The sequence below is a fragment of the Micromonospora sp. CNZ280 genome (genome assembly GCF_011759515.1).
The window spans coordinates 717,529-742,343 of record NZ_JAAOYP010000003.1 but is presented as its reverse complement, the minus strand read 5'-3'; the positions used below and the strand labels follow the sequence as shown (position 1 = coordinate 742,343).

20 protein-coding genes are annotated in these 24,815 nt (G+C 74.5%); 12 read left to right on the top strand and 8 right to left on the bottom strand.

Going from position 1 to position 24,815, the window contains the following annotated elements:
* Positions 1 to 14: 14 nt before the first annotated feature.
* Together FHX32_RS25160 and FHX32_RS25155 are read right to left on the bottom strand one after the other, a co-directional pair.
* Positions 15 to 884: an endo alpha-1,4 polygalactosaminidase gene (locus tag FHX32_RS25160; RefSeq protein ID WP_486481310.1), complete on the bottom strand. Its 870-nt coding sequence runs from the start codon at positions 882 to 884 to the stop codon at positions 15 to 17.
* Positions 885 to 985: 101 nt separating this feature from the next.
* The gene (locus FHX32_RS25155) at positions 986 to 2,368 is read right to left on the bottom strand and encodes a CAP domain-containing protein (protein WP_167188081.1); all 1,383 of its coding nucleotides are present in this window, start codon (positions 2,366 to 2,368) and stop codon (positions 986 to 988) included.
* Between the two features lie 371 nt (positions 2,369 to 2,739).
* On the opposite strand from FHX32_RS25155, the gene FHX32_RS25150 reads away from it, so the two are divergent.
* The 3 genes from FHX32_RS25150 (at position 2,740) to FHX32_RS25140 (ending at position 7,490) form a co-directional block, all read left to right on the top strand.
* A complete protein-coding gene (locus FHX32_RS25150; RefSeq protein WP_088995539.1) occupies positions 2,740 to 2,934 on the top strand; it encodes a hypothetical protein in 195 nt (64 codons plus the stop codon).
* Between the two features lie 323 nt (positions 2,935 to 3,257).
* Positions 3,258 to 6,869, top strand: a complete 3,612-nt coding sequence (smc, locus tag FHX32_RS25145; RefSeq protein WP_167188078.1) for a chromosome segregation protein SMC — start codon at positions 3,258 to 3,260, stop codon at positions 6,867 to 6,869.
* Complete coding sequence (locus FHX32_RS25140; protein ID WP_167188075.1) at positions 6,870 to 7,490, top strand: HAD-IA family hydrolase; 621 nt, start codon at positions 6,870 to 6,872, stop codon at positions 7,488 to 7,490.
* A gap of 55 nt (positions 7,491 to 7,545) precedes the next feature.
* Here the strand turns inward: FHX32_RS25140 and FHX32_RS25135 are convergent, their stop codons facing one another.
* Positions 7,546 to 8,493, bottom strand: coding sequence for an NHL repeat-containing protein (locus FHX32_RS25135; RefSeq protein ID WP_167188072.1), 948 nt, complete (start codon positions 8,491 to 8,493; stop codon positions 7,546 to 7,548).
* 76 nt (positions 8,494 to 8,569) lie between these two features.
* Between FHX32_RS25135 and FHX32_RS25130 the strand changes: the two genes are divergently transcribed.
* A complete protein-coding gene (locus tag FHX32_RS25130) occupies positions 8,570 to 9,604 on the top strand; it encodes a helix-turn-helix domain-containing protein (protein ID WP_167188069.1) in 1,035 nt (344 codons plus the stop codon).
* Here the strand turns inward: FHX32_RS25130 and FHX32_RS25125 are convergent.
* The 5 genes from FHX32_RS25125 to FHX32_RS25105 all read right to left on the bottom strand — a co-directional run bounded on the left by FHX32_RS25125 (position 9,591) and on the right by FHX32_RS25105 (position 14,578).
* Complete coding sequence (locus FHX32_RS25125; RefSeq protein WP_167188066.1) at positions 9,591 to 10,112, bottom strand: DinB family protein; 522 nt, start codon at positions 10,110 to 10,112, stop codon at positions 9,591 to 9,593. The genes FHX32_RS25130 and FHX32_RS25125 overlap by 14 nt on opposite strands.
* Positions 10,113 to 10,156: 44 nt before the next feature.
* Positions 10,157 to 10,654, bottom strand: a complete 498-nt coding sequence (locus FHX32_RS25120; protein ID WP_167188063.1) for a universal stress protein — start codon at positions 10,652 to 10,654, stop codon at positions 10,157 to 10,159.
* Between the two features lies 1 nt (position 10,655).
* The gene (locus FHX32_RS25115) at positions 10,656 to 12,275 is read right to left on the bottom strand and encodes an MDR family MFS transporter (protein WP_167188059.1); all 1,620 of its coding nucleotides are present in this window, start codon (positions 12,273 to 12,275) and stop codon (positions 10,656 to 10,658) included.
* Between the two features lie 127 nt (positions 12,276 to 12,402).
* Positions 12,403 to 12,843 (bottom strand): MarR family transcriptional regulator, encoded by a 441-nt coding sequence (locus FHX32_RS25110; RefSeq protein ID WP_167188055.1) that lies wholly within the window; start codon positions 12,841 to 12,843, stop codon positions 12,403 to 12,405.
* Between the two features lie 22 nt (positions 12,844 to 12,865).
* A complete protein-coding gene (locus tag FHX32_RS25105; protein WP_167188053.1) occupies positions 12,866 to 14,578 on the bottom strand; it encodes an alkaline phosphatase D family protein in 1,713 nt (570 codons plus the stop codon).
* Between the two features lie 149 nt (positions 14,579 to 14,727).
* On the opposite strand from FHX32_RS25105, the gene ftsY reads away from it, so the two are divergent.
* The 8 genes from ftsY (at position 14,728) to ffh (ending at position 24,682) form a co-directional block, all read left to right on the top strand.
* Positions 14,728 to 15,915 (top strand): signal recognition particle-docking protein FtsY, encoded by a 1,188-nt coding sequence (ftsY, locus tag FHX32_RS25100; RefSeq protein WP_167188050.1) that lies wholly within the window; start codon positions 14,728 to 14,730, stop codon positions 15,913 to 15,915.
* Between the two features lie 7 nt (positions 15,916 to 15,922).
* Entirely contained in the window at positions 15,923 to 16,786 is an 864-nt protein-coding gene (locus FHX32_RS25095) for a phosphotransferase (RefSeq protein WP_486481309.1), read from the top strand.
* 210 nt (positions 16,787 to 16,996) lie between these two features.
* The gene (locus FHX32_RS25090; protein ID WP_167188043.1) at positions 16,997 to 18,406 is read left to right on the top strand and encodes an ammonium transporter; all 1,410 of its coding nucleotides are present in this window, start codon (positions 16,997 to 16,999) and stop codon (positions 18,404 to 18,406) included.
* Positions 18,407 to 18,431: 25 nt separating this feature from the next.
* Positions 18,432 to 18,770: a P-II family nitrogen regulator gene (locus FHX32_RS25085; protein WP_170839442.1), complete on the top strand. Its 339-nt coding sequence runs from the start codon at positions 18,432 to 18,434 to the stop codon at positions 18,768 to 18,770.
* A 16-nt stretch (positions 18,771 to 18,786) separates the two neighbouring features.
* Complete coding sequence (locus FHX32_RS25080) at positions 18,787 to 21,099, top strand: [protein-PII] uridylyltransferase (protein WP_167188040.1); 2,313 nt, start codon at positions 18,787 to 18,789, stop codon at positions 21,097 to 21,099.
* Positions 21,100 to 21,184: 85 nt separating this feature from the next.
* The gene (locus FHX32_RS25075) at positions 21,185 to 22,303 is read left to right on the top strand and encodes a sensor histidine kinase (protein ID WP_486481308.1); all 1,119 of its coding nucleotides are present in this window, start codon (positions 21,185 to 21,187) and stop codon (positions 22,301 to 22,303) included.
* The gene (locus tag FHX32_RS25070) at positions 22,300 to 22,956 is read left to right on the top strand and encodes a response regulator transcription factor (RefSeq protein ID WP_167188034.1); all 657 of its coding nucleotides are present in this window, start codon (positions 22,300 to 22,302) and stop codon (positions 22,954 to 22,956) included. The genes FHX32_RS25075 and FHX32_RS25070 overlap by 4 nt, the downstream gene beginning before the upstream one ends.
* Before the next feature lie 169 nt (positions 22,957 to 23,125).
* Positions 23,126 to 24,682 (top strand): signal recognition particle protein, encoded by a 1,557-nt coding sequence (ffh, locus tag FHX32_RS25065; protein WP_167188031.1) that lies wholly within the window; start codon positions 23,126 to 23,128, stop codon positions 24,680 to 24,682.
* Positions 24,683 to 24,815: the final 133 nt, after the last annotated feature.

The window sequence follows — 24,815 nt, the reverse complement described above, 5'->3', positions numbered from 1 at the left end:
CGCGCCGACACGGGTCAGAGCACCGGGCAGGCGACGCGCCAGGCGTCCAGGTCGCGCTCCTTGCGGATGGAGGCGAAGCCGTAGCCGACCGTCTCGACGCAGAAGTCCTCGGTCGAGCCGGTGTACTCGACGTGGAAGACCGGCTTGCCGGCCTCGGCGAACGGCAGCAGCTTCGCGCACCGGCGCAGCCGTACGCACTCCTCGTCCACCGCGAAGTCGAAGTCCGGCGCCAGCGCGGTCACCTGCTCGGTGTTGCCGAGCAGGCCGGGGGAGAGGTCCAGCGCGCGGGCCAGCTCGGCCAGCCGGCGGTTGAACAGCAGCGCGTCGTCGAAGTCCAGCGGGAAACCGGAGCGGTGGGCGTAGCCGTCGGCGTCGGCCAGCGCCACCGCGCCGAACCCCTTGCCCCGGCAGAGCCGGAACCGGTCGGCCAGCACCGGCCGCAGCGTGTCCCACTGCCGGACGTCCAGCCAGCGGCTCTCCGGGCGGCGGGACGCGGTGCCGCGTACCCGGGCCGGGAAGCGGTCCGCGTCCGGGTCGGTCGGCAGGACCGACCCGACGTGCACCTGGCAGACCAGCCGGCGGTCCCGGGATCGCAGCTCGGCGGTCTGCGCCGCGGTGGTGGTCACCGGGTCGAGCAGGAAGACGTCCGCGTCCACGCCCGGGTCCAACGCCCCGGTCAGCTGCCACTGCCACTGCCAGCGGCGGACCGACTCGGCCGGCCAGGTGGTCGGCGCGCCGGGCCGGACCAGCTCGACCCGGCAGGCGTACAGCGGGACTGCCAGCGCGACCACCAGGCAGGCCGGCAGCGCCCGGCGCAGGCCGCGCCCGACGGCGCGCGCACGCAGCCGGATCCGCATCGGCAGCTCCCGGGTCGCGGGCGGCATCCCACCGCCCGAGCCGGTACGCCCTCTCCGGCGTACCTCACCCGGTCAAACGAGCGCGGACCCGACCACGATTCGCAGTGTGGAGGTTGTCCGGCGGTCGCTCAGCGCGGCGCGGCGAAGACCTGCGTCCAGTACGGCCCGTTGCTGCTGGCCACGCCCACGCCGATCTCCGTGAAGGCGCAGTTGAGGATGTTGGCCCGGTGACCGGGGCTGTTCATCCAGGCGTCCATCACCGCGGCCGGGGTCTTCTGGTTCCAGGCCACGTTCTCGCCGTAGGTGCGCCAGGAGTAGCCGACCCGGTCCAGCCGGTCGCCGGCGTCGCTGCCGTCGCTGCCGGTGTGCGACATGTTCCGGTGGTCGGCCTGGTCCTGGCTGTGCCGCTGGGCCGCGGTCATCAGCTTGTCGTCGATGCTCAGCGCGCCGCAGCCGGCCTTCGCCCGCTCGGCGTTGACCAGGTTGACCACCTCGCGGGCCTGGGTGCTGACGCTGCCGCCCGGGGCGACACCGGCGCCGCCGGCCGGCGCGGTGCTGCGCTCGGGGCTCCGGCGCGATGGCGCGGTGGTCGTCCGGGCGGGCGCCGGCTTCGGCTTGGTGGCCTTCGTCGGGGACGGGGTCGGCTTCGTCGGGGTCGGCGTGGCGCCCGGGGTGGGTGCGGCCAGCGCGTCGGCCGGCGACTCCGCTCCGGCGTCGAAGGGCGCGGCGGCCACCGTGTCGTCACCGGTCGCGGTGGTGTCCGGCCGGTCGTCGCCACCGCCCAGCGCGACGGCGCCGACGCCGAGGCTGACCACCAGCGTGGCCGCCGCCGCGGCACCGCCGATCAGCGCCGGCCGGGGGAAACGGCGGCCGGTGCGGTGCCGGCCGTCGGTCGGTTCCTCGTCGTCCCCGGCCTCCCGGTGTACGCCGAGGTCGGTTCCACCGGCGTACGCCGGGTAGCCACCGGTCGGGTCCAGCTCCCCGGTGGCCGGGTCACCGGTCCACCGCTCGGCGGGCTGATCCCGGTGCCAGCCGGTGTCCGGGGCCGCCGACCACCGCTCGGTGGGTTGGTCCTGGTGCCACGCGTCGGCCGGCCGGTCGCCCTGCCACGCCTCGCCGGGCCGCCACTGCTCGGTGGGCTGGTCGCGGTACCACGCCGGGTCCGGCTCCGTGCGCCAGCCGGCGCCCGGCTGCTCGCGCCACCCGCTCGCGGCGGGCGGGGCGGCGTCCCAGGCGGCGCTCGGCTGCCACTGCTCGGTGGGCTGGTCGCGGTACGGCTCGCCGACTGAGGAGTCCGGCCGGTCGTGCCACGCGCCGGCCGGCCGGTCGCCGGGCCAGGCGCCGGTCGGCGGTTGCGGGTGCCGGTCGTCGGCCGGTTGCTCCGGCTCGTCGCCGAACAGGTAGGACGACCGGGGTGCCGGACGGTCGGTCAGCCAGGCCGGCTCGTCGGCCGGCGGCTCGGGGCGCCGGTGAGCGCCATCCGGATCGTTCGGGTCGGTCCATCCGTACACGCCGTAGCCTCCACGGGTCGGTTGCGGGCCGGGGTGACGGTACGGGGCGGCCTCGACCTGCGGCAACGTGGCTAAGAAAGAGTTAAGGGGAAGTCGGGCGTCCGGGTAGGGAGTTCCGGGGAACCAAGGCGTACAGTAAAGGTGTCCGGACAGAGCGTGTCTGCGCCTTGTGGCGGCCCCCCGGCAAGTGGACAGGTCGACGTAAAGATGATCTACGGCCTGCGGGAACTTGACGAAGGAGGGGGTATCGGCTCAATATATAGGTGTCGCCAGTCGCGCCCGGTCATGCCCAGGAACAGTTGGAATGACAGCCGCGAACACAGGGGCGCGCGTTGGCCGGCCTTTCCGGCAGCGCATATCAAGGAGTCAACATGGCGAAGGCCCTCTACGGCCACGTAGGTGCGGCGCCCGACCGGCGCCTGCTCGACGAGGTCACCCGACTGCGTGCCAGGGTTCAGGCACTGGAGTTCGAGCTCACCCGGGTGCGTGCCGAGAACGATCGGCTCGCGGCGGCCGCCTCGGAGGCGGACGATCTGCTCCGGCTGGCCGAGCCGGCGCTCACCTGAGTTCGATCGGGAAAACTGAATCGCACCACGCGAAAAAGCGCGCCGACACATTTGTGCCGGCGCGCAACTCTGTCCGGCCCCTTTTCGCGGGCCATAAGGCGATCTTGTAACTGACCGGGTTCGCGGAACTGCGATCCTCCGGGCCGGAAAACAGCTCCGGCGGGCCCCGGACGTGAACCGGTCTCCCCGATTACCGGACGCCGCCGGAAACGGTGCGGGCGGGTCACGTGCGGCGGCGTACCCGGCTCCGGGTTAGTCTGCGGGTTCACCCAGGTCCGCGCAGCCGGCGACGGTACGGCGGCCACCGGACGAGGATCGAGAAGGTGTATCTCAAGAGCCTGACGGTGAAGGGCTTCAAGTCCTTCGCCTCCGCGACGACGCTCAAGCTGGAGCCCGGGATCACCTGCGTGGTCGGCCCGAACGGCTCCGGCAAGTCCAACGTCGTCGACGCCATCGCCTGGGTACTGGGCGAGCAGGGCGCCAAGGCGTTGCGCGGCGGCAAGATGGAGGACGTCATCTTCGCCGGCACCGCCGGCCGGGCGCCGCTGGGGCGCGCCGAGGTGACGCTGACCATCGACAACACCGACGGCGCGCTGCCGATCGAGTACACCGAGGTGTCGATCACCCGCCGGATGTTCCGCTCCGGCGAGAGCGAGTACGAGATCAACGGCAACTCCTGCCGGCTGCTCGACATCCAGGAACTGCTCTCCGACTCGGGTATCGGCCGGGAGATGCACATCATCGTCGGGCAGGGACGGCTCGACGGCATGCTGCACGCCAAGCCGGAGGACCGCCGGGCGTTCATCGAGGAGGCGGCCGGCGTCCTGAAGCACCGCAAGCGCAAGGAAAAGGCGCTGCGCAAGCTCGACGCGATGCAGACCAACCTCAACCGGCTCACCGACCTGACCGCCGAGCTGCGCCGCCAGCTCAAGCCGCTGGGCCGGCAGGCCGAGGTGGCCCGCCGCGCCGCCGCGATCCAGGCCAACCTGCGCGACGCCCGGCTCCGGCTGCTCGCCGACGACCTGGCAACCCTGCGCGCCACCCTGGACAAGGAGATCGCCGACGAGACCGCGCTGCGCGAACGGCGCGAGCAGGTCGAGGCCGAGCACACCGAGGTGCAGCGGCGCCTCGGCGAGCTGGAGGCGGCGCTGGCCGAGGACGCCCCGCTGCTCGCCGCCGCGCAGGACACCTGGTACAAGCTCTCCGCGCTGCAGGAGCGGTTCCGCTCGATCGAGCAGCTGGCCCGGGAGCGGCTGCGCCACCTCAGCGCCACCCCGGACGACGAGCGGCCGGGTCGTGACCCGGACCAGCTGGAGGCCGAGGCGGAGCGGGTCCGCGAGCAGGAGGAGGAGCTGCGCGCGGCGCTCACCGACGACCAGATCCGGCTCGCCGAGGCGGTCGAGCACCGGCAGGAGCTGGAGCGCCAGCTGGCCGCCGCCGAGCGGGAACTGGTCGCCGCGGCGAAGGCCATCGCCGACCGGCGGGAGGGCCTGGCCCGGCTGACCGGGCAGGTGAACTCGGCCCGCGCCCGGACCACCAGCGCCGGCGAGGAGATCGAGCGGCTCGCCGCCGCGCACGCCGACGCGCTGGCCCGGTCCGAGCGGGCCCAGGCCGACCTGGACGCGGTCGCCGCCGAGTCCACCGAGGCGGACCGGGACAACGCCGACCTGGACGCCCGGCACGACGAGGCGGTCGCCGTCCTGGAGCGGGTGCAGGCCACCGTCCGGTCGCTGACCGACGCGGAGCGGGCGGCGGAGAAGGACGCCGCCACCTGGAAGGCCCGCGAGGAGGCGCTCGCCCTCGGCCTGCGCCGCAAGGACGGGGCGGGCGCGCTGCTCGCCCGCGCCGACCAGGTCCCCGGCCTGCTGGGCAGCCTCTCCGGGCTGCTCACCGTCGCGCCCGGGCACGAGGCCGCCCTCGCCGCCGCGCTCGGCGGGCTCGCCGACGCGGTGGCGGTGACCGGGGTGGACGAGGCCGTCGAGGCGATGCGGCTGTTGAAGATCTCCGACGCCGGCCGGGCCGGGCTGCTGGTGGGCAGCCCCGCCGGGCCGGGCATGGACGGTTCCGCCGACGCGCTGCGGCCGAAGCTGCCTGACGGCGCGCGCTGGGCGCCCGACCTGGTGGAGTGCGCGGCCGAGATCCGCCCGGCGGTGCACCGGGCGCTGCGCGACGTGGTGCTGGTGGACGACCTGGCCGCCGCCGCCGAGGTGGCCGCGGGCAACCCCGAGCTGCGGGCGGTGACCCCGGACGGCGACGTGGTCGGGGCGTACGCGGCGGCCGGCGGTTCGGCCAAGGCGCCCAGCTTCATCGAGGTGCAGGCGGCGGTCGAGGAGGCCCGGTCGAACCGGGTCGCCGCCGAACGGACCAGCGCCGAGCTGCGCGAGCAGTTGGTCGACGCGCGGGCCGAGGTGGCCGCCGCGAAGGAGTCCGTGCAGCACGCCGCGGCGGCCAAGCGGGAGGCGGAGGGGCAGCGCAACGCAGCCGCCCGCCGGCTGGCCGAGCTGGGCGCGGCCGCCCGGTCGGCGAAGGCGGAGACCGAGCGGCTGGGCGAGTCCCGGGCCCGGGCCGAGGCCGCCCGCGAGCAGGACCTGCTGCGGCTCGCGGAACTGGAGGAGCGGCTGCGGCTGGCCGAGGAGACCCCGGTGGACGCCGAACCGTCCACCGAGGAGCGGGACCAGCTCGCCGCGATGGTGCCGCAGGCCCGGCAGAACGAGATGGAGGTCCGGCTCGCGGTGCGTACCGCCGAGGAGCGGGTGGCCTCGATCGCCGGGCGGGCGGACTCGCTGCGGCGCCAGGCCACCGCCGAGCGGGCCGCGCGGGAACGCGCGGCGGCGCGGCGGGCGGCGCGGACCCGCGGCGCGGGGATCGCCCGGGCCGTCGCCGGTGGCGCCCGGGAGGCACTCACCCGGCTGACCGCCTCGATCGCCGTGGCCGAGGAGCACCGCGACGCGGTGGCGCGGGAGCGCGCCGCCCGCGAGGCCGAGCTGTCCGAGGTACGCGGCGCGGCCAAGCGGCTCGGCGCCGAGCTGGAGCGGTTGACCAGCCAGGTGCACCGGGACGAGGTGGCCCGCGCCGAGCAGCGGCTGCGGATCGAGCAGTTGGAGGCGAAGGCCGCCGAGGACTTCGGGCTGGACGTGGAGACGCTGGTCGCCGAGTACGGCCCGGACCAGCCGGTGCCGCCCACCCAGGCGGACGTCGCACTGGCCGAGCAGGAGGGCCGGCCGGCGCCCGAGCCGGTCCGCTACGAGCGGCCGGTGCAGGAGAAGCGGGCCGCCAAGGCGGAACGTGAACTCGCCCTGCTCGGCAAGGTCAACCCGCTGGCCCTCGAGGAGTTCGCCGCGCTGGAGGAGCGCTACAAGTTCCTCTCCGAGCAGCTGGAGGACCTCAAGGCCACCCGGCGGGACCTGCTCACCGTGGTCAAGGACGTGGACGACCGGATCCTTGAGGTCTTCGCCAGCGCGTTCGCCGACACCGCCCGGGAGTTCGAGCAGGTCTTCACGGTGCTCTTCCCCGGCGGCGAGGGGCGGCTCGTGCTCACCGACCCGGACGACCTGTTGACCACCGGCGTCGAGGTGGAGGCGCGCCCGCCGGGCAAGAAGATCAAGCGGCTGTCGCTGCTGTCCGGCGGCGAGCGGTCGCTGACCGCGGTGGCCATGTTGGTGGCGATCTTCCGCGCCCGGCCGAGCCCGTTCTACATCATGGACGAGGTGGAGGCGGCCCTCGACGACGTGAACCTGGGACGGCTGATCACGCTGCTGGCCCAGTTGCGGGAGAAGAGTCAGCTGATCGTCATCACGCACCAGAAGCGGACGATGGAGGTCGCCGACGCCCTGTACGGGGTGACCATGCGCAGCGGCGTCACCCAGGTGATCAGTCAGCGGCTCAACCGGGCCGACGGGGACGACGAGCGGCACGGCCGCGGCGAGGAGAACTGAGTGGCTCGGGAACGCGCTACGGCGCTGCTGGTGGACTTCGACGGCGTGCTGCGGCGTTGGGACCCGGCGGTGGCCGCCGGCGTGGAGCGGGAGTACGGCCTCTCCGAGGGCGTGCTGAGCGAGATCGCCATGCAGTGGGGCCGGCTCCAGCCGGTGCTCACCGGCCAGGTCAGCCACGCCGACTGGATGACCAGCGTGGCCGACGCGCTGGCCGGGCCGGCCGGCGGGCCCGAGCGGGCCCGGGCCGCGGTCGAGCAGTGGCAGCGCTACCGGGGTGAGGTGGACGGCGAGGTGCTCGACTTCGTCCGCGAGGTGCGCGCCGCCGGCCTTCCGGTCGGCCTCGCCACCAACGCCACCGACCTGCTCGACGCCGACCTGGCCGCGCTCGGTCTGGAGGGCGAGTTCGACACCGTGGTCAACTCGTACCGGCTCGGCGTGAACAAGCCGGCCAAGGAGTACTTCCAGGCCGCCTGCCAGGCGGTGGCCAGCCCGCCGGACCGGGTGCTCTTCGTCGACGACGAGGACTGGTCGGTGCGCGGCGCCCGGGCGGCCGGGCTGTCGGCGCACCGCTGGAGCGGCCCGGGCGACCTGCGCTACCTGCGGGCGGCACTGGCGTACTGAGGGCAGTGCGCGGCCCGGCGGCACCCCGTGCTGCCGCCGGACCGGGCGGCGCCGGTCAGCAGAGGCCGGGCACCTCGGTCACCGTGAACGGCGGCATCGGCGCGGTGGCGTTGAGCTGGCTGTTGACCCAGAGCAGCCGGTCGGCGTCCCGGGCGATGGTGGTCGGTGACCGGTCCAGGCCGGCCGTACCCGACCGCCGGACCACCCGGGCGGTCCGCCGGTCGGCGTCCAGCAGCGCCAGGTTGACCGCGAAGCTCCAGCCGCCCGCGCCGTCGGGAACGTTCACCACCGCGTAGAGGCGGTCACCGTCGAGCAGCAGCCCGTCGGCGCCGAGCTGCTCGCCGGCCACGGTGACCACGGTGGCCGACCGGGCGACCAGGTCCACCCGCCAGAGCCGCTCGCTGCCCGGCTCGCCGCTGCCCTGGTCGGCGACGAGCGCGACCCGGCCGCCGTCGGTGACGACGATCCCGTTGAGGAAACCCGGGGCCGCCGGAAAGGCCGCGGCCGGGAGCCAGGGGACCAGGTCGCCCACCCGCCCGTCGGCCAGCTCCGCGCGCCAGAGTCCGCCGCCCGCCGAGTCGGTGACGTAGACGGCGTCGTCGGTGACCGCCAGGTCGTTCAGGGCCGCTCCGGCGGTCGCCCGGCGGGCCAGCAGCGTGCCGTCCGGGGCGTACACGAAGAGCGCGCCGGTGTCCCAGCCGGCGACGAAGATGCGACCCCGCCGGTCCAGGTGCACCCCGGCGGCGCGGGTCCGTCCGTCCGTGCCGGCGGGCAGGAAGGGACGCAGCTCCCGGTCCCGGACGTGACCGCGGTAGACCGCGCCGTCGGAGACGCTGGTGACGTACATGGTGCCGGTGGGGCTCACCGCGATGCCCTCGGGTCGCACCGCCGGGTCGCGGGACACCACGTACGTGTCGGGGCGCCGGTCGGCGGTTGCGGGCAGCGGAACGGTGACGGTGAGGGCGGTGACGGCCGCGGCGGCCGCGGCGACGATGGTCTTCATGACCGCAGCGTCGGGGTCGCGCGGACGATCGCTCCACCCCTTTCGGGTACGGCCGAAGGTGGTTAGCGTCGGCGCCATGCTGACCCTGCACCTGAACGCGTCGGACCTCAGCCGCACGGTGGTCCGGTCGGCGCCGTCGGTGCTGCTGGAGGTGGCCGCGGCGGGTCAGCGGGTCTTCCGGCCGGACGCCCCGGAGCACCTCGCCGCCTGGCGGGCCCGCACCCGCGCGGCGCTGCGGCCCGGCATGCGGCCGCTGCTGGACCTGTGCCGACTGCCGCACTGGCTGCCGGACTTCCTCACCCCGACCGGCCACGCCGCGGAGGCCGCCGCCGCGCTCGACGAGGTGGCGGCCACCCCGGCGGCGACCCTGGACGCCGAACTCCGACCCCGGATCGAGGCCGGCGACCTGCCGCCCCGGGTCGCCCCCCTCGCCGCCGGGGACCCGACCGCGCGGCAGCGGCTCCGCGCGGCGATGGGCGCCTTCCACGCCGTCGCGGTGGCGCCATACTGGCCGACGATCCTGGCGGCGGTGCACGCCGACCGGGCGGCGCGCGGACACACCATGATGGACGTCGGGATCGACCGGGTGCTCCGCGATCTCAGCCCGTACCTGCACTGGGCGTCGTCCGGCGGGAGCTACCGGCTGTCGTACAAGTGCGCCTTCGGCACCGACCTGGACGTCGTGCCGGACGGTCGAGGTGTCACCCTGGTGCCGTCCTACCTCCTGCCGCAGCCGTGCGTCCTCGACGACCCGGACGGCCCGCTGGTGCTGGCCTACCCGATCCGGCCGACCCGGCGCGAGCTGACCACCGGCCAGCCGCTGGCCGACCTGCTGGGGCGGACCCGGGCGGCGGTGCTGGGCGCGATCGTCGGCGGTCCGAGCACCTCGCAGGTCGCCCGGACGCTCGGCATCTCGATCGCCTCGGCCAGCCAGCACACGGCCACCCTGCGGTCGGCCGGACTGATCACCACGCACCGGGCCGGCTCCGCGGTGCGGCACGCGCTGACCCCGCTCGGCGAGCACCTGCTACGGGCAGCCCGGGCCGGTCAGGCCGCCCGGGCCGGTCAGGTCGGCGACGGGAGGCCCGCGGTGGCGGTCAGTCGCCGGTGACGCCGTCGATGCGTTCCCGGATCAGGTCGGCGTGGCCGTTGTGCCGGGCGTACTCCTCGATCATGTGCACATAGACCCAGCGCAGGTTGAACGTCCGGCGCTTCGGGCCGACCTCGGTGAAGGTCTCGTCGAGCGAGCGGCCGGCGGCGGCGGCGCGGGCCAACTCCACCTCCCGACGGAAGGTGGCGAGGTCGGCCTCGGCGTCCGCGTCGCGTACGTCGTGGTCGGCGTCCGGATTGTCCGGCGTGTAGTACGGGTAGTCGACCTTCTCGCCCGCGAAGTTCTCCCGGAACCACCAGGCCTCCACCTCGGCCAGGTGGCGCACCAGGCCGAGCAGGGTGAGCCCGGAGGGCTCGACGCTCGCGGTCCGGAGCTGTTCGGCGGTCAGCCCGGCGCACTTGAGCAGCAGGGTCTGCCGGTGGTAGTCGAGCCAGCCCTCCAGCATCGTGCGCTCGTCGCCGACGTAGGGCTCGGGGGTCCGGACGATCTCCGGTGCTCTCCAGGTCATGCCGGCCATCCTGCTCGGTACGTCCGACAACCGGCGACCGGATATCAGGGCACCACGACGACCGGCCACCGGCCGGCGCGGACCAGGCGGGTGGCGACCGAGCCGACCAGCCGGTGCCCGGCCTGCTCGGACGCGCCGACCACCACCAGGTCCGCCCGGAACTCGTCGGCCGCCGCCCGCAGCTCGGTGTACGCGTCGCCGCGCCGGCACACGAACGTCACCGGCAGCCCCAGCTCCTCGGCGCCGCGTCGGCACTCCCGGCGCAGCTCCTCGGTCAGCTCGTCGTGACAGCGCTCCAGCGCGCCGGCGTCCACCCCGGGGACCAGGGCGGTGAACCCGGCGGCCGCGCGCACGTGCACCACCACCAGGGCGGCACCCTGCCGACGGGCGAGGCCGGCCGCGTACGAGCCGGCCCGTTCGGAGGTCCGGGTGCCGTCCACGCCCACCAGCACCACCCGAGGCCCGTCCGTGCCCCGTTCGAACGGCAGCGGACGGGCGCGGGGGCCGTAGTCCTCCCGTTCCCGAGGGGCGTCGACGGTCACGTCAGCTCCGTTCTCCGGTCTTGACCACGGCGGCTCCGGCACCGGCCGCCACCATCGATTCTTGCTCGATCTGGGCGTCGACCGGGTCGCCGGTGTGCCGGCGCAGCGGCACCTCCCGGATGAAGCAGACGGTGATCAGGGCGATCAGCCCGAACGGGGCGGCGACCAGGAAGATGTCACCGGCCGCGTGGCCGTACGCGCCCTCCACCACGGCCCGGACGGGCGCCGGCAGGGTGTGCACGTCCGGCAGCGCGCCGCCGCCACCCGAGCGGGAGGTGGGGATGCCCAGCGCGGTCAGCTCCTCGACGAGGTAGTCGTTGACCTTGTGGGCGAGCACCGCGCCGAGCGCGGCGACGCCCACCGCGCCGCCGAGGCTGCGGAAGAAGGCGACCACCGAGCTGGCCGCGCCCAGCTCGTGCGTGCCGACGGTGTTCTGCACCGCGAGCACCAGGTTCTGCATGCTCATGCCGAGCCCGACGCCGATCACCGCCAGGTAACCGGCGAGCAGGACGAAGCTGGTGTCGGCGCGGAGCGTGCCCATCAGCGCGAAGCCGACGGTGAGCAGCGCCGTGCCGGCGACCAGGTGGCGCTTCCAGCGGCCGGTGCGGGTGATCAGCCGCCCGGTGACCGTGGAGGAGATCAGCAGGCCGAGGATCATCGGCAGGGTCATCAGGCCGGACATGGTCGGGCTCTGCCCCCGGCTGATCTGGAAGTACTGGCTGAGGAAGACCGAGGCGCCGAACATGCCGACGCCCACCGCGACGCTGGCGACGGTGGCCAGGGTGATCGTCCGGGACCGGAACAGGTGCGGCGGGATCATCGGCTCGGCGGCCCGCTGCTCGACCCGGACCGCCAGCGCACCGAGCAGCAGCGCGCCGGCCACCATGGCGATGGTCTGCCAGGAACCCCAGGCGAACGAGCCGCCGGCCAGCGAGACCCAGATCAGCAGCAGCGAGACGGCGGCGGTGATCAGCGTGGCGCCCCACCAGTCGATGGTGGCCTTCCGCTTGGTCACCGGCAACCGCAGGGTCTTCTGCAGCACCACCAGCGCGGCGAGCGCGAACGGCACGCCGACGTAGAAGCACCAGCGCCAGCCGAGCCAGGAGGTGTCCACGATCACGCCGCCGATCAGCGGGCCGCCGATGGTGCCCACCGCCATCACCGCGCCGAGGTAGCCGCTGTACCGGCCGCGCTCGCGCGGGGCGATGATGGTGGCCATGATCACCTGGGCCAGCGCGGTGAGGCCGCCGGCCCCGACGCCCTGGAGCACCCGGCAGGCGATCAGCTGCCCGGTGTCCTGCGCGAGCCCGGCCAGCACCGAGCTGACCACGTAGATCAGCAGGGCGATCTGGACCAGGACCTTCTTGTTGGTCAGGTCGGCCAGTTTGCCCCAGATCGGGGTGGTCGCGGTGGTCGCGAGCAGCGCCGCGGTGACCACCCAGGTGTACGCGGACTGGCCGCCGCCCAGCTCGGTGATGATCCTCGGCAGGGCGTTCGAGACGACGGTGCCGGAGAGGATCGCGACGAACATGCCCAGCAGCAGGCCGGAGAGGGCCTCCAGCACCTGCCGGTGGGTCATGTCGACGGCGGCCGCCCGGGCGGGCGCTGGCGCGGAGCTCATCGTGGCTGCCTCCGGCAGGAAGTCGAGGGAAGGCTGGCAGGGCGTTGCCCCGGGCAACCGTATGCGGTTGTTGCCTAGAGCAACAACTCTGCCCTGTGAGGCGTTGTTCCCGGCCGGCGGGGTCAGGTCAGAGTGGGATCTCGTTGAACCGGGTCAGCAGCCGGGCGAACTCCTCGACGTCCCGGGCCGGCCAGTCCTCCAGCGTCCGGCGGAACTGCCGCAGCCGGGCCGACCGGGCCGCGTCGAACCGCTGCCGCCCCTGCTCGGTCAGGCTGAGCTGGGCGGCCCGCCGGTCGGTCGGATCCGGGTCGCGGCGGACCAGGCCCAGCGACTCCAGCCCGTTGATCTGCCGGCTCAGCGTGCCCTTGCCGATGCCGAGCCGGACGGCCAGGTCGGTGAGCCGGATCGAGTCGCAGCGGCGCAGCCAGAGCAGCAGGCCGTACGCGTTCGGCTCCAGGTTGGGATGCACCTCCCGGGCGATCTCCCAGGAGACCGCGCGGCCGCGGCGCAGCAGCACGGTCAGCTCGTGCTCGACCGCCCGCAGCGGCTCCGGAAGCTCGTCGTCCACGCCGTAGAGGGTACGGCCACCATCAACCGCCGTCGGTGAGTCGGTGCCGCATCACCGGCCGCAGGTGCCCGTCGCCGGTGGTGCCCTCGATGGTCACCTCGGCCGTCCGGCCCCGGTGCACCAGGGTGGCCACCGCGTTGCCGAAGTACGGCCCGGCCAGCTTCCGCCAGCGCAGCGCCGGGCGGCGTACCCCGGCCGAGCGGGCCAGGGCCCGGGTGGCCCCGGCCGGACCGGCCGACCAGCCCAGCCGCATCAACGGGCGCATCCCGGCCGGCACCTGGTTGTGGATGGGAGAGCAGGTGAGCTGGTGCACCGGGGTGGCCACCGCCGGGTCGTCGAACCGGGCCCGGGCCACGTACGAGTGGTGCACGTCACCGGAGAGCACGCTGATCGAGGCGGGCGGGGCGTACGCCGGCCCGGCGCCGACCCGGTCCCCGGTGGTGCCGGGGGTGCCGCTGCCGAGCCGGGCGAAGAGCGCGCCGAGCGCATCGAACGAGCGGCGGAACGCCGCCCAGTGCTCCAGGTCGAGCCCGCGGCGCAGCTTCTCCGACAGGTTGGCCACCCAGCGCCGGCGGGAGTCGGCCACCTTCTCGTTCCAGGACTCCACGTGGTGGATGCCCGGCGGCAGCAGCCAGGGCAGCGACGACCCCACCACCAGGTGGTCGTAGACGCCGTGCGCCTGGTCGAGGAACCAGGACCACTCGCCCGGCGGCAGCATCGCGCGCTGGCCCGGCTCCAGCACCCGGCTGCACCGGTTGTCCAGCATCACCAGCCGGGTCCGGCCCAGGTCGAGCGCGTAGCTCCACTGGTACTGCACCGCGCGCCAGCGTTCGGTGTCGTGCGCCAGGTCGCTCTCCTGGTCGACCCGGTGCCCGAACTCGCGCAGCACGCCGGTGGCGTCCTCGGCGGCGGTCACCTTGGCGAAGACCGGGTCGGCGGCGATCTCGTCCGGGGAGAGGTTGCCCAGGTGCTGGTAGACCCAGTAGGAGGCGAGCCCGCTGCCGATCCGCTCCGCCCACCAGGGCTGCCGCCGGGCGTCCGTCCGCCACGACGCGGAGGTGTTCCAGTCGTCGATGATCTCGTGGTCGTCGAAGATCATCACGCTCGGCACGGTGGAGAGCAGCCAGCGGATCTCCGGGTCCCGCCAGGACTCCAGGTAGAGCTTGGTGTACTCGTCGAAGCTGACCACCTGGTCGCGGGGGGCGTCCTTGGGCCGCCGCCGGCGCCGCTTCAGCAGCCGCCGCACGGTGGGCGAGGTCACGTCCGCGTACACCTGGTCGCCGAGGAGCACCAGCAGGTCGGGCAGCGAGGCCGGGTCCGGGTCGGCCATCAACCGCCGGGCGTACGCGTCCAGCGCGTCCGGCGGCAGCCGCCGGGTGGTGGCGTGCTGGGTGGTCTCCCGGCAGGAGCCGAAGATCAGCCGGACCGGTTGCTCCCGGTCGTCCGCCGCCCGGGTGCGGATCACGCTGGGCGGGAAGCCGCGCTCCGGCACCGGCCAGGCGACCTCGCCGTCGATCAGCACCTCGTAGCGGGTCGCCCGGTCCGGGGTGAGCCCCTCCACCACCACCAGCGCGTAGTGGTGGTCGTACGCGGCGAAGGTGGGCGCGGTGCCGGCGGCGCCGTCGGCCGTGCGGACGGTGACCACGGCGGGCGCGCTGGTCTCGACCCAGACGGTGGCCCGCGTGCCGACGACCCGCCGCAGCAGCGGGCCGATGAGCAGGTGTGCCGCGGGCATGGTGGACCTCCGAGGTGAGCGGACTTCTTCTTTACTACCCCGCCGGCGGTCGCACCACTGCTGGCTGCGGCCGAGCCTACCGCCGGTGGATGTGGCCCGCGGGGTGCGGTGGCTGGGACGCCGTCGCCGCCATCTGACAGGATTTCGGCATGACGGAATACCTCCTCATCGCCCTCGCCCTGCTCGGCGTGCTGATCCTCGGTGCCATCGGGCTGGTCGTGCCGCGGCTGCGCCGGCGGCCGGCGCCGCCGCTGCCCGAGCAGGAGGTGCGCACCCGGGCAGAGGAGGATCTCGCCGGCCCGCCGGTCGAGGCGCCGGAGGCCGACCTGGCCACCGGCATCCTGGTGGAGCCGCCGGTCGTCGAGGCTCCGGCGCCGGTGCTGGAGGTGCCCGAGCCGACCGCCGGGCGGCTGGTCCGGCTGCGCTCCCGGCTGTCCCGCTCGCAGAACGTCTTCGGCAAGAGCCTGCTCGGCCTGCTCAGCCGGGACCGGCTCGACGAGGACGCCTGGGAGGAGATCGAGGACAGCCTGATCACCGCCGACGTCGGCATCGACGCCACCCGCGAGATCGTCGACCGGCTGCGCGAGCGCACCCGGGTGCTCGGCACCCGCTCCGGCGAGGAGCTGCGCGCCCTGCTCGCCGCCGAGCTGGTCAACGCGCTGGACCCGACGCTGGACCGCTCCCTGCACACCGCACCCAAGGAGGGCGCGCCGGCGGTGCTGCTGGTGGTCGGCGTCAACGGCGCCGGCAAGACCACCACCTGCGGCAAGATCGCCCGGGTGCTGGTCGCCGACGGCCGCAGCGTCATCCTCGGCGCGGCCGACACCTTCCGGGCCGCCGCCGCCGACCAGCTGGAGACCTGGGCCGGCCGGGTCGGCGCGGAGACCGTCCGCGGCCCGGAGGGGGCCGACCCGGCCAGCGTCGCCTTCGACGCGGTCAAGCGGGGGATCGACGCCGGCGTGGACACCGTGCTGATCGACACCGCCGGGCGGCTGCAGAACAAGGTCGGCCTGATGGACGAGCTCGGCAAGGTCAAGCGGGTGGTGGAGAAGCACGGCCCGATCGACGAGACCATCCTGATCCTGGACGCCACCACCGGGCAGAACGGCCTGGAGCAGGCGCGGGTCTTCACCGAGGTGGTCAACGTGACCGGCGTCGCGCTGACCAAGCTCGACGGCACCGCCAAGGGCGGCATCGTGATCGCCGTGCAGCGCAAGCTGGGCATCCCGGTGAAGCTGGTCGGGCTCGGCGAGGGGCCGGACGACCTGGCCCCGTTCGACCCGGCGCAGTTCGTCGACGCGCTGCTGGGCACTGAAGCCCCCGGACGGGACGCGTAACCTCGAAGTGACGACTGACGATCGCGCCTACGCGGGGTGGCGCGACCCCAGCCACCCGGCGCCACGCCTCGGGAGACCGTACGTGACTTCGCAGGAGATCCCGCTGCACGGCGGGAACGTCAGCACCGTGGTCCGGGTCGGCGACACGGTGCGGCGCAACGCCGGGCCGTGGACGCCGAGCGTGCACGCGCTGCTGCGGCACCTCGAGTACGTCGGCTTCACCGGCGCCCCCCGCGCCCTCGGCATGGACGAGCGCAACCGGGAGGTGCTGTCCTACCTGGAGGGGGAGTGCGGGGAGTACCCGCTCGCCCCGCACTGGGTCACCGACGAGGCCCTGGTCACCGTCGCCACCATGCTGCGGATGTTCCACGACGCCCAGTACGGCTTCGTCCCGCCGCAGGGGGCGGTCTGGCGCTCGTTCGGCCCGCCGCCGCCGGACACCGAGGTGATCTGCCACCACGACGCCGCCCCGCACAACGTGATCTGGCGGCCGGACGGCACCCTCGGGCTGATCGACTTCGACCTGGCCTCGCCCGGGGCGCGGATCTACGACGTGGCGTACGCGGCCTGGACCTGGGTGCCGATCTTCTCCGACCGGGACTCGATCACGCTCGGCTGGAAGCACCCGGACCGGCCGCGGCGGCTGCGCCTCTTCGCCGACGCGTACGGGCTGATCCCGCGGGACCGGCACCGGCTGATCCGGACCATCCGCAAGCGGATCGTCGACCACGTGGAGGGGATCCGCCGGATGGCCGCGGCCGGCGAGCCGGCGTTCGTCCGGATCGTGCACAAGGGCCACCTGCGCCGGCCGATGCGCGACCTGCGGCTGCTCGACTACGAGCGGCACGCCTTGGAGTACGCCCTCCGCTGACCGGTTCGATCGCTTTCGTCCCGGCTCGTGGCCGCCGTCCGCCCCGGCGGTGAGGTTCTCTTCACACGTCCGAAACAAGCCGTCACCGTACGGAAATCGACGGGTGACGCTGGCGGAAACAGCCAGCGGCGAGGCTTCCGCGCATCCGGCGTACGGGCGACGCTGCCCCGGAAGCCGTGAAGGAGGGAACTTCACCGTTAGGAGGCCAGCGTGCCTGAAGCACCGACGATTGACTCCGGCAACACCGTCTGGTTGCTGGTGTCGACCGCGCTCGTGCTGCTCATGACGCCCGGACTGGCGCTGTTCTATGGCGGCCTCAACCGGGCCAAGGGCGTACTCAACATGATGATGATGAGCTTCTCCGCGATCGGGCTCATCTCCGTTCTGTGGTGGTTCTACGGCTTCAGCATCGCCTTCGGCAGCGATGTCAACGGCTTCTGGGGCGACCCGGGCGCATACCTCGGCACCAAGACCTTCCTCGCCGAGACCGACCTGTGGGGCGCGACCGCCGAGAACCCCAGCGGCATCGGCGTCCCGCTGTACGTGTTCATGGCCTTCCAGATGGTCTTCGCGGTGATCACCGTCGCGCTGATCAGCGGCGCGATCTCCGACCGGGCCAAGTTCGCCGGCTGGCTGCTGTTCGCCTTCGGCTGGGCCACCCTGGTCTACTTCCCGGTCGCGCACTGGGTCTGGGGCGGCGGCATCATCGGCGGCGACATCCACGCGCTCGACTTCGCCGGCGGCACCGCCGTGCACATCAACGCCGGTGCGGCCGCCCTGGCGGTGGCGCTGGTGCTCGGCAAGCGGCTCGGCTGGCCCCGGGAGGGCATGAAGCCGCACAACATCCCGCTGGTCGCGCTCGGCGCCGGCCTGCTCTGGTTCGGCTGGTTCGGCTTCAACGCCGGTTCCGAGCTGACCGTCGACTCGGTGGCCGCGCTCGCCTTCCTCAACACCCAGCTCGCCACGGCGGCCGCGGTGCTCGGCTGGATCGCCGTCGAGTGGATCAAGGACAAGAAGCCGACCATGGTCGGCGCCTCCTCCGGCGCCGTCGCCGGCCTGGTCGCCATCACCCCGGCCTGCGGCTTCATCGCCCCGTGGGCGGCGGTGCTGCTCGGCCTCGTCGCCGGAGCGGTCTGCGCGCTGGCGGTCAGCCTCAAGTACAAGCTCGGCTACGACGACTCGCTCGACGTGGTCGGGGTGCACTTCGTCGGCGGCTGGATCGGCTCGCTCTGGCTCGGCCTGTTCGCCACCAACTCGGTGAACGCGGCCATCTCCGACGTGGTCGGCGCTTCCGACGGCCTCTTCTACGGCGGCGGGCTGACCCAGCTCGGCCGGCAGGCCCTGGCCGGCCTGATCGTCAGCGTCTGGTCGTTCGGCATCGCCTGGCTGCTCGCCTTCGCCATCGAGAAGACGATCGGCTTCCGGGCCCGGCCGGAGGCCGAGGTCGAGGGCATCGACATCGCCGAGCACGCGGAGAGCGGCTACGACCTCTCCCCGGCCGGCGGCAGCGCCGGCGGCGCGTTCGCGCTGGCCGGGATCGGCTCCCCGGGCGCGACCGCGGGCGCCACCAAGCCGGCGGCGGCGCCCGCCGAGCCGGTGGACGAGAAGGTCGGCGGATAACGTTCCTGGGATGGAGGGGTTGGACATGAAGCTGGTGACCGCGGTCATCAAGCCGTACCAGCTGGACGCGGTGAAGGAGGCCCTGCACGCCCTCGGGGTGGCCGGCCTGACCGTCAGCGAGGTCCAGGGCTACGGCCGGCAGAAGGGGCACACCGAGGTCTACCGGGGTGCCGAGTACACGGTCGAGTTCCTGCCCAAGATCCGGGTCGAGGTGCTCACCGACGAGATGGACGTCGAGAAGATCGTGGACGCCATCGTGGCGGCCGCCCGGACCGGCAAGATCGGCGACGGCAAGGTCTGGGTGACCGGGGTCGAGGAGGTCGTCCGGGTCCGTACCGGCGAGCGCGGGCTCGACGCCCTCTGATCACGCACCCACCGACATGACCTCGTTGACCAGGGAAGACGCGTCCGGCGCCGACGCGGACCTGGTCAACGAGGTCGTCGGCGTGCCCGGGGGGATCGGTGCCGCGGCCCGGGCGGCCCGGGCCGCGGCGTACGACGGCTGGCTGCGGTCGCTGCTGCCGCCGCGGAACGGGGTGGCGCTGCTGGCCGTCGGCGGGCTGGGACGGCGGCAGTGCGCCCCCTACGGCGACCTCGACCTGGTGCTGGTGCACGCCGGGGTGCCGGGCGTCGACGAACTGGCCGCCGCGCTCTGGTACCCGGTCTGGGACGCCGGGCTGCGGCTGGACCACTCCGTACGCACGGTGCCGGAGGCGCTGTCGGTGGCGCAGGACGACGTGAAGGTGGCCCTCGGGCTGCTCGACGCCCGCCCGGTGGCCGGGGACGCCACGCTCGCCGGGACACTGGTCCGGTCCGCCGCCGACCACTGGCGGCGGACCGCCGTACGCCAGCTGCCCGCGCTGCGGGCCGCCACCGGCGCCCGCTGGCAGGCCCACGGCGAGCTGGCCTTCCTGCTCGAAGGTGACCTCAAGGAGGCCGCCGGCGGACTGCGCGACGTGGGCATCCTGCGGGCGATCGCGCTGGCCGGCGTCACCGACGCGCTGCGGCCCGCGGTCCGCGCCGCGCAGCTGCGCCTGCTGGACACCCGCGACGCGCTGCACCAGCAGGTCGGCCGCCGGGTGGACCGCCTGGTGGCGCAGGAACGCGACGGGGTCGCCGCGCTGCTCGGGCTGGACGACGGCGACGCGCTGCTGCGCCGGGTCGCCGGTGACGCCCGGACCGTCAGCCACGCCCTCGACGACGCCTTCCGGGCGGTGGACCGGCTCCGGTCCGGGCGCCGCCGGGGCGCCGACGGCCGCCCGGTGCGCCGGCCGGTGGCCCGGGACGTGGTGGAGCACGACGGCGAGCTGGTGCTGGCCCGGACCGCCATCGGGGCGCGCCCCGACCCGAGCCTGTCGCTGCGGGTGGCCGCCGCGGCGGCCACCACCCGGCTGCCGATCGCCCGGGCCACCTGCGAGTGGCTGGCCGCCTACTGCCCGCCGCTGCCGGCGCCCTGGCCGGGCGAGGCCCGGGCCGCGCTGGTCACCCTGCTGGGCGCCGGTTCCGGCCTGGTGCCCGCCTGGGAGACCTGCGACCGGTACGGGCTGGTGGACGGCTGGTTGCCGGAGTGGACCCGGCTGCGCAGCCTGCCCCAGCACAACCCGGTGCACCGGTTCACTCTCGACCGGCACCTGGTGCAGACCGCGGCCGAGGCCAGCCGGTACGCCCGCGAGGTGGAGCGCCCCGACCTGCTGCTGCTCGGCGCCCTGCTGCACGACATCGGCAAGGGACTGGCCGGCGAAGGCGCCGCGGCGCGGCCCGGCAGGCACGAGCGCGGCGGCATCTCCGTAGACCACAGCACGGTGGGTGCGCCGATCGCCGAGGCGGTGGCCGCCCGGATCGGCCTGCCGGCGCCCGAGGTGGCGCTGATCGGCACGCTGGTCCGGTTGCACCTGCTGCTGCCCGACGTGGCCACCCGGCGCGACCTCGCCGACCCGAAGACCATCGCCGCGGTGGCCGGCGCGGTCGGCGACCCGACCACCCTCGACCTGCTGCACGCGCTGGTCCGCGCCGACGCCGCCGCCACCGGGCCGGCCGCCTGGTCGGACTGGAAGGGCCGGCTGGTCGCCGAACTGGTCGGGCGGGTACGGACCGCGCTGGACACCGGCGCGCTGCCCGCCCCGCCGGCACCGGACCCGGCGCTGGTGGCCGGGCCGCTGCCGGTCGTACACCTGACCGGGGAGCAGGTGGCGGTGGCCGCGGCGGACCGGCGCGGCCTGCTCGCGACGGTGGCCGGCTGCCTGGCCCTGCACCGGCTGGAGGTGATCTCCGCGGACGCCACCACGGTGGACGGACGGGCGCTGGTGCAGTGCCGGGTGCAGCCGCGCTACGGCCTGCCGCCCGACCCCATCGCGCTCGGCAGCGACCTGCGCCGGGCGGTGGCCGGGGACGTCTCGGTGACCCAGCGGCTGCGCGGCCGGGCGCTCTCCGCGCGTGGGTCCGGAGCGGCGCCGCGGGTGGTCTGGCACCGGGACGCGGCCACGGACGCGGTGCTGCTGGAGCTGCGCGCCGCCGACGCGGCCGGCCTGCTCTACCGGGTGGCCGGCGCCCTCGACGAGACCGGCGCGCAGGTGCGCGCCGCCCGTATCTCCACCCTGGGTGGGGACGTGGTGGACGCGTTCTACCTGCTCGGTGGCTGGCCGGACGACGACACCCGGGCCCGGCTGGAGGCCGCGGTCCTCGGCGCGGTGTGACCCGGCCGGGTACGTCCGGCGACGTAGCCGCGGTGCCGTCCGCGGACGCACGACGACGGGTGCCGGCCGGGGCAGAATGACCGCCATGCGGGAGCGGCGGCGGGACCGGCGGCGGAAGGTGGCCGCCGACGCCGTCCTGGCCCTGGCGCTGCTGGCGTTCGGACTGCTCACCACCCCGCTGGCCGGCGCCAACCAGCCCGGCTCGGTGCCGGTCGACGCCGGCTGCCGGGTCCTGCTGGCGGTGGCGGCGCTGGCCCTGGTGGCGCGCCGGCTCGCCCCGCTGGCCACCCTCGCCGTGGTCACCGCGGCGACCTCGGCCTACCTGGTGCTCGGCTACCCGTACGGGCCGGTGCTGCTGGCCTTCCTGGTCGCCGGCTACACCGCGGCTGTCCGGCTGCCGGTGCGCCGGGCCGGCGTGGCGGCCGGGTCGACGCTGGCCGCGCTGCTGGTGCACGTGTTCTGGTCCCGGGGGCCGGATCCGGGCTGGTTCGGGATCCTCCCCGCATCGGCCTGGGTGGTCGTACCGTTCGCGGTGGGGGTCGCCGTGCAAGTCAACCGGGAGAGCACGGCCCGTGGCCGCGCCGAGGCGGCCCGGCGGCAGGCCGACGAGGAACGGCTGCGCATCGCGCAGGAGGTGCACGACGTGGTGGGGCACGGCCTGGCGGCGATCAGCATGCAGGCGGAGGTCGCCCTGCACCTGCTCGGCAAGCGTCCGGAGCAGGCCGAGATCGCGCTCACCGCGATCAGCCGTACCAGCCGGGAGGCGCTCGACGAGCTGCGGATCACCCTCGGCGCGGTGCGCCGGGGCGGCGGGCGGGAGCCGGTGCCCGGGCTGGCCCGGCTGGACGCGCTGCGCGAGCGGCTGGCCGACGCCGGGCTGACCGTGACGCTGCGGGTCACCGGCGAGCCGCGTGAGCTGCCGGGGGCGGTGGACCTGGCCGCGTACCGGGTGGTGCAGGAGGCGCTGACCAACGTGCTGCGGCACGCCGGGGTGGCCGAGGCGGAGGCGACCGTCGGCTACGGCGCGGACGCGCTCACCGTCGAGGTGCTCGACCGGGGAGTGGGCGGCGGCGGGGGAGCGGGGCACGGCCTGGCCGGCATGCGGGAGCGGGTCACCGCACTCGGCGGCGAGCTGGCCGCCGGCCCGCGCCCGGGCGGCGGGTTCCGGGTCGCGGCCCGGCTGCCGGTGGAGCCGGCCCGGTGATCCGGGTGCTGATCGCCGACGACCAGGACCTGGTCCGGCTCGGGCTGCGCGCGCTGGTGGAGAGCGAGGACGACCTGGCGCTGGCCGGCGAGGCGGCGGACGGGCTGCGGGCGGTGGAGCTGGCCCGGCGGGAACGTCCGGACGTGGTGCTGATGGACGTCCGGATGCCCGGCGTGGACGGCATCGAGGCCACCCGGCGGATCGTCGCCGATCCCGGGCTGGCCGCCACCCGGGTGGTGGTGCTGACCACCTTCGAGCTGGACGAGTACGTCTTCGACGCGCTCCGGCACGGGGCGAGCGGTTTCCTCACCAAGGACACCCGGCCGGCCGAGCTGCTGCGGGCGATCCGGCTGGTGGCGGCCGGCGAGGCGCTGCTCTCGCCGTCGGTGACCCGGCGGGTGGTGCGCGAGTTCGCCGCCCGCCCGGCCCGGGCGCCCCGGCCGCACCCCCGGCTCGACACGCTCACCGACCGGGAGCGGGAGGTGGTCGGGCTGGTCGGCGAGGGGCTCAGCAACGCGGAGATCGCCGACCGGTTGGTGGTCAGCCCGGCGACCGCGCGTACCCACGTCAGCCGGGCCATGGTCAAGCTCGGCGCCCGGGACCGCGCCCAGCTAGTGGTCTACGCCTACCAGTCCGGCCTGGTCGAGCTCTGATCGGCGGGCGGCGGGGCGCCGGCCGGCGGCCGGACCGCCGCCGGCAAGATCGCCGGGAGTGCGCGGTGACGCGGCGGCCGGGGTGGTGGGCGGCTACCCTAGCGGTGGCCGGGTGTCCCGCACCCGCCGGCCCGTTACCCGCCGGAACCCCGACAAACAGGATGTTCGCGTGTTTGACACCTTGAGTGACCGCCTCTCCGGGATCTTCACCAAGCTCCGCGGCAAGGGTCGGCTCACCGACGCCGACATCGACGCCACCGCGCGCGAGATCCGCCTCGCGCTGCTGGAGGCGGATGTCGCCCTGCCCGTGGTCAAGGGCTTCATCGCCCGGGTCAAGGAGCGGGCGCGCGGTGCGGAGGTGTCCCAGGCGCTCAACCCGGCCCAGCAGATCATCAAGATCGTCAACGAGGAGCTGATCAACGTCCTCGGCGGCGAGGGGCGGCGGCTCCAGTTCGCCAAGCAGCCGCCGACCGTGATCATGCTGGCCGGTCTGCAGGGTTCCGGTAAGACCACCCTCGCCGGCAAGCTGGCCCGCTGGCTCAAGGCGCAGGGGCACCAGCCGCTGCTGGTCGCCGCCGACCTCCAGCGCCCCAACGCCGTCGGGCAGCTCCAGGTGCTCGGTGGCCGGGCCGGCGTCGAGGTGTACGCCCCGGAGCCCGGCAACGGCGTCGGCGACCCGGTGCAGGTGGCCCGCGCCTCGATCGAGCACGCCCGGCGGGCGGCCCGGGACATCGTCATCGTCGACACCGCCGGCCGGCTCGGCATCGACGCCGAGATGATGCAGCAGGCGGCCGACATCCGCGACGCGGTCGACCCGGACGAGGTCATCTTCGTCATCGACGCGATGGTCGGTCAGGACGCCGTCCGCACCGCCGAGGCGTTCCGCGACGGCGTCGGCATCACCGGCGTGGTGCTCTCCAAGCTCGACGGCGACGCCCGCGGCGGCGCGGCGCTGTCGGTCCGGGAGGTCACCGGCCAGCCGATCCTGTTCGCCTCCACCGGCGAGAAGCTGGAGGACTTCGACGTCTTCCACCCCGACCGGATGGCCAGCCGGATCCTCGGCATGGGCGACGTCCTCACTCTGATCGAGCAGGCCGAGCAGGCCTTCGACGCCGATCAGAAGGAGAAGATGACCGCCAAGCTGATGGGCGGCGAGCAGTTCACCCTGGAGGACTTCCTCGACCAGCTCATCGCGGTCCGCCGGATGGGCCCGATCGCCAACGTGCTGGCCATGATGCCGGGCATGGGGCAGATGAAGGACCAGCTCGCCGAGCTGGACGACAAGCACTTCGACCGGGTCACCGCGATCATCCGGTCGATGACCCCGGGCGAGCGCAGCAACCCGAAGATCATCAACGGTTCCCGCCGGGCCCGCATCGCCAACGGCTCGGGGGTCACCGTCATGGACGTCAACCAGCTGCTCAACCGCTTCGCCGACGCGCAGAAGATGATGAAGCAGATGGGCGGCATGATGGGCCTGCCCGGCGGCGGCCGGCGCAAGGCGACCAAGTCGCCGAAGAACAAGCGCAAGGGCACCAAGGGCGGCAACCGGCCGCGCGCCGGAGCGGGCGCCGGGATGCCGGGCGGATTCCCGGGCGGCATGCCGCAGCTCCCGCCGGGAATGGACCCCAACGACCTGGCCGCGGGCCAGGGGCTGCCCCCGGGCTTCAAGCTGCCGAAGATCGACTTCAACAAGCTGGGCAAGGGGGACAACCACCCCCGCTGACGCGTGTCGGCCCGCGAAGATCCACCCGATGTGCGGCAGGTCGCGGTGTCCGGGCGACGGGACGCCACGACCTGCCGTACGCGGAGTCGATCTGCGCCGCCCGGCGCGGCGGGCCGGGCTGCCCGCACCCGGG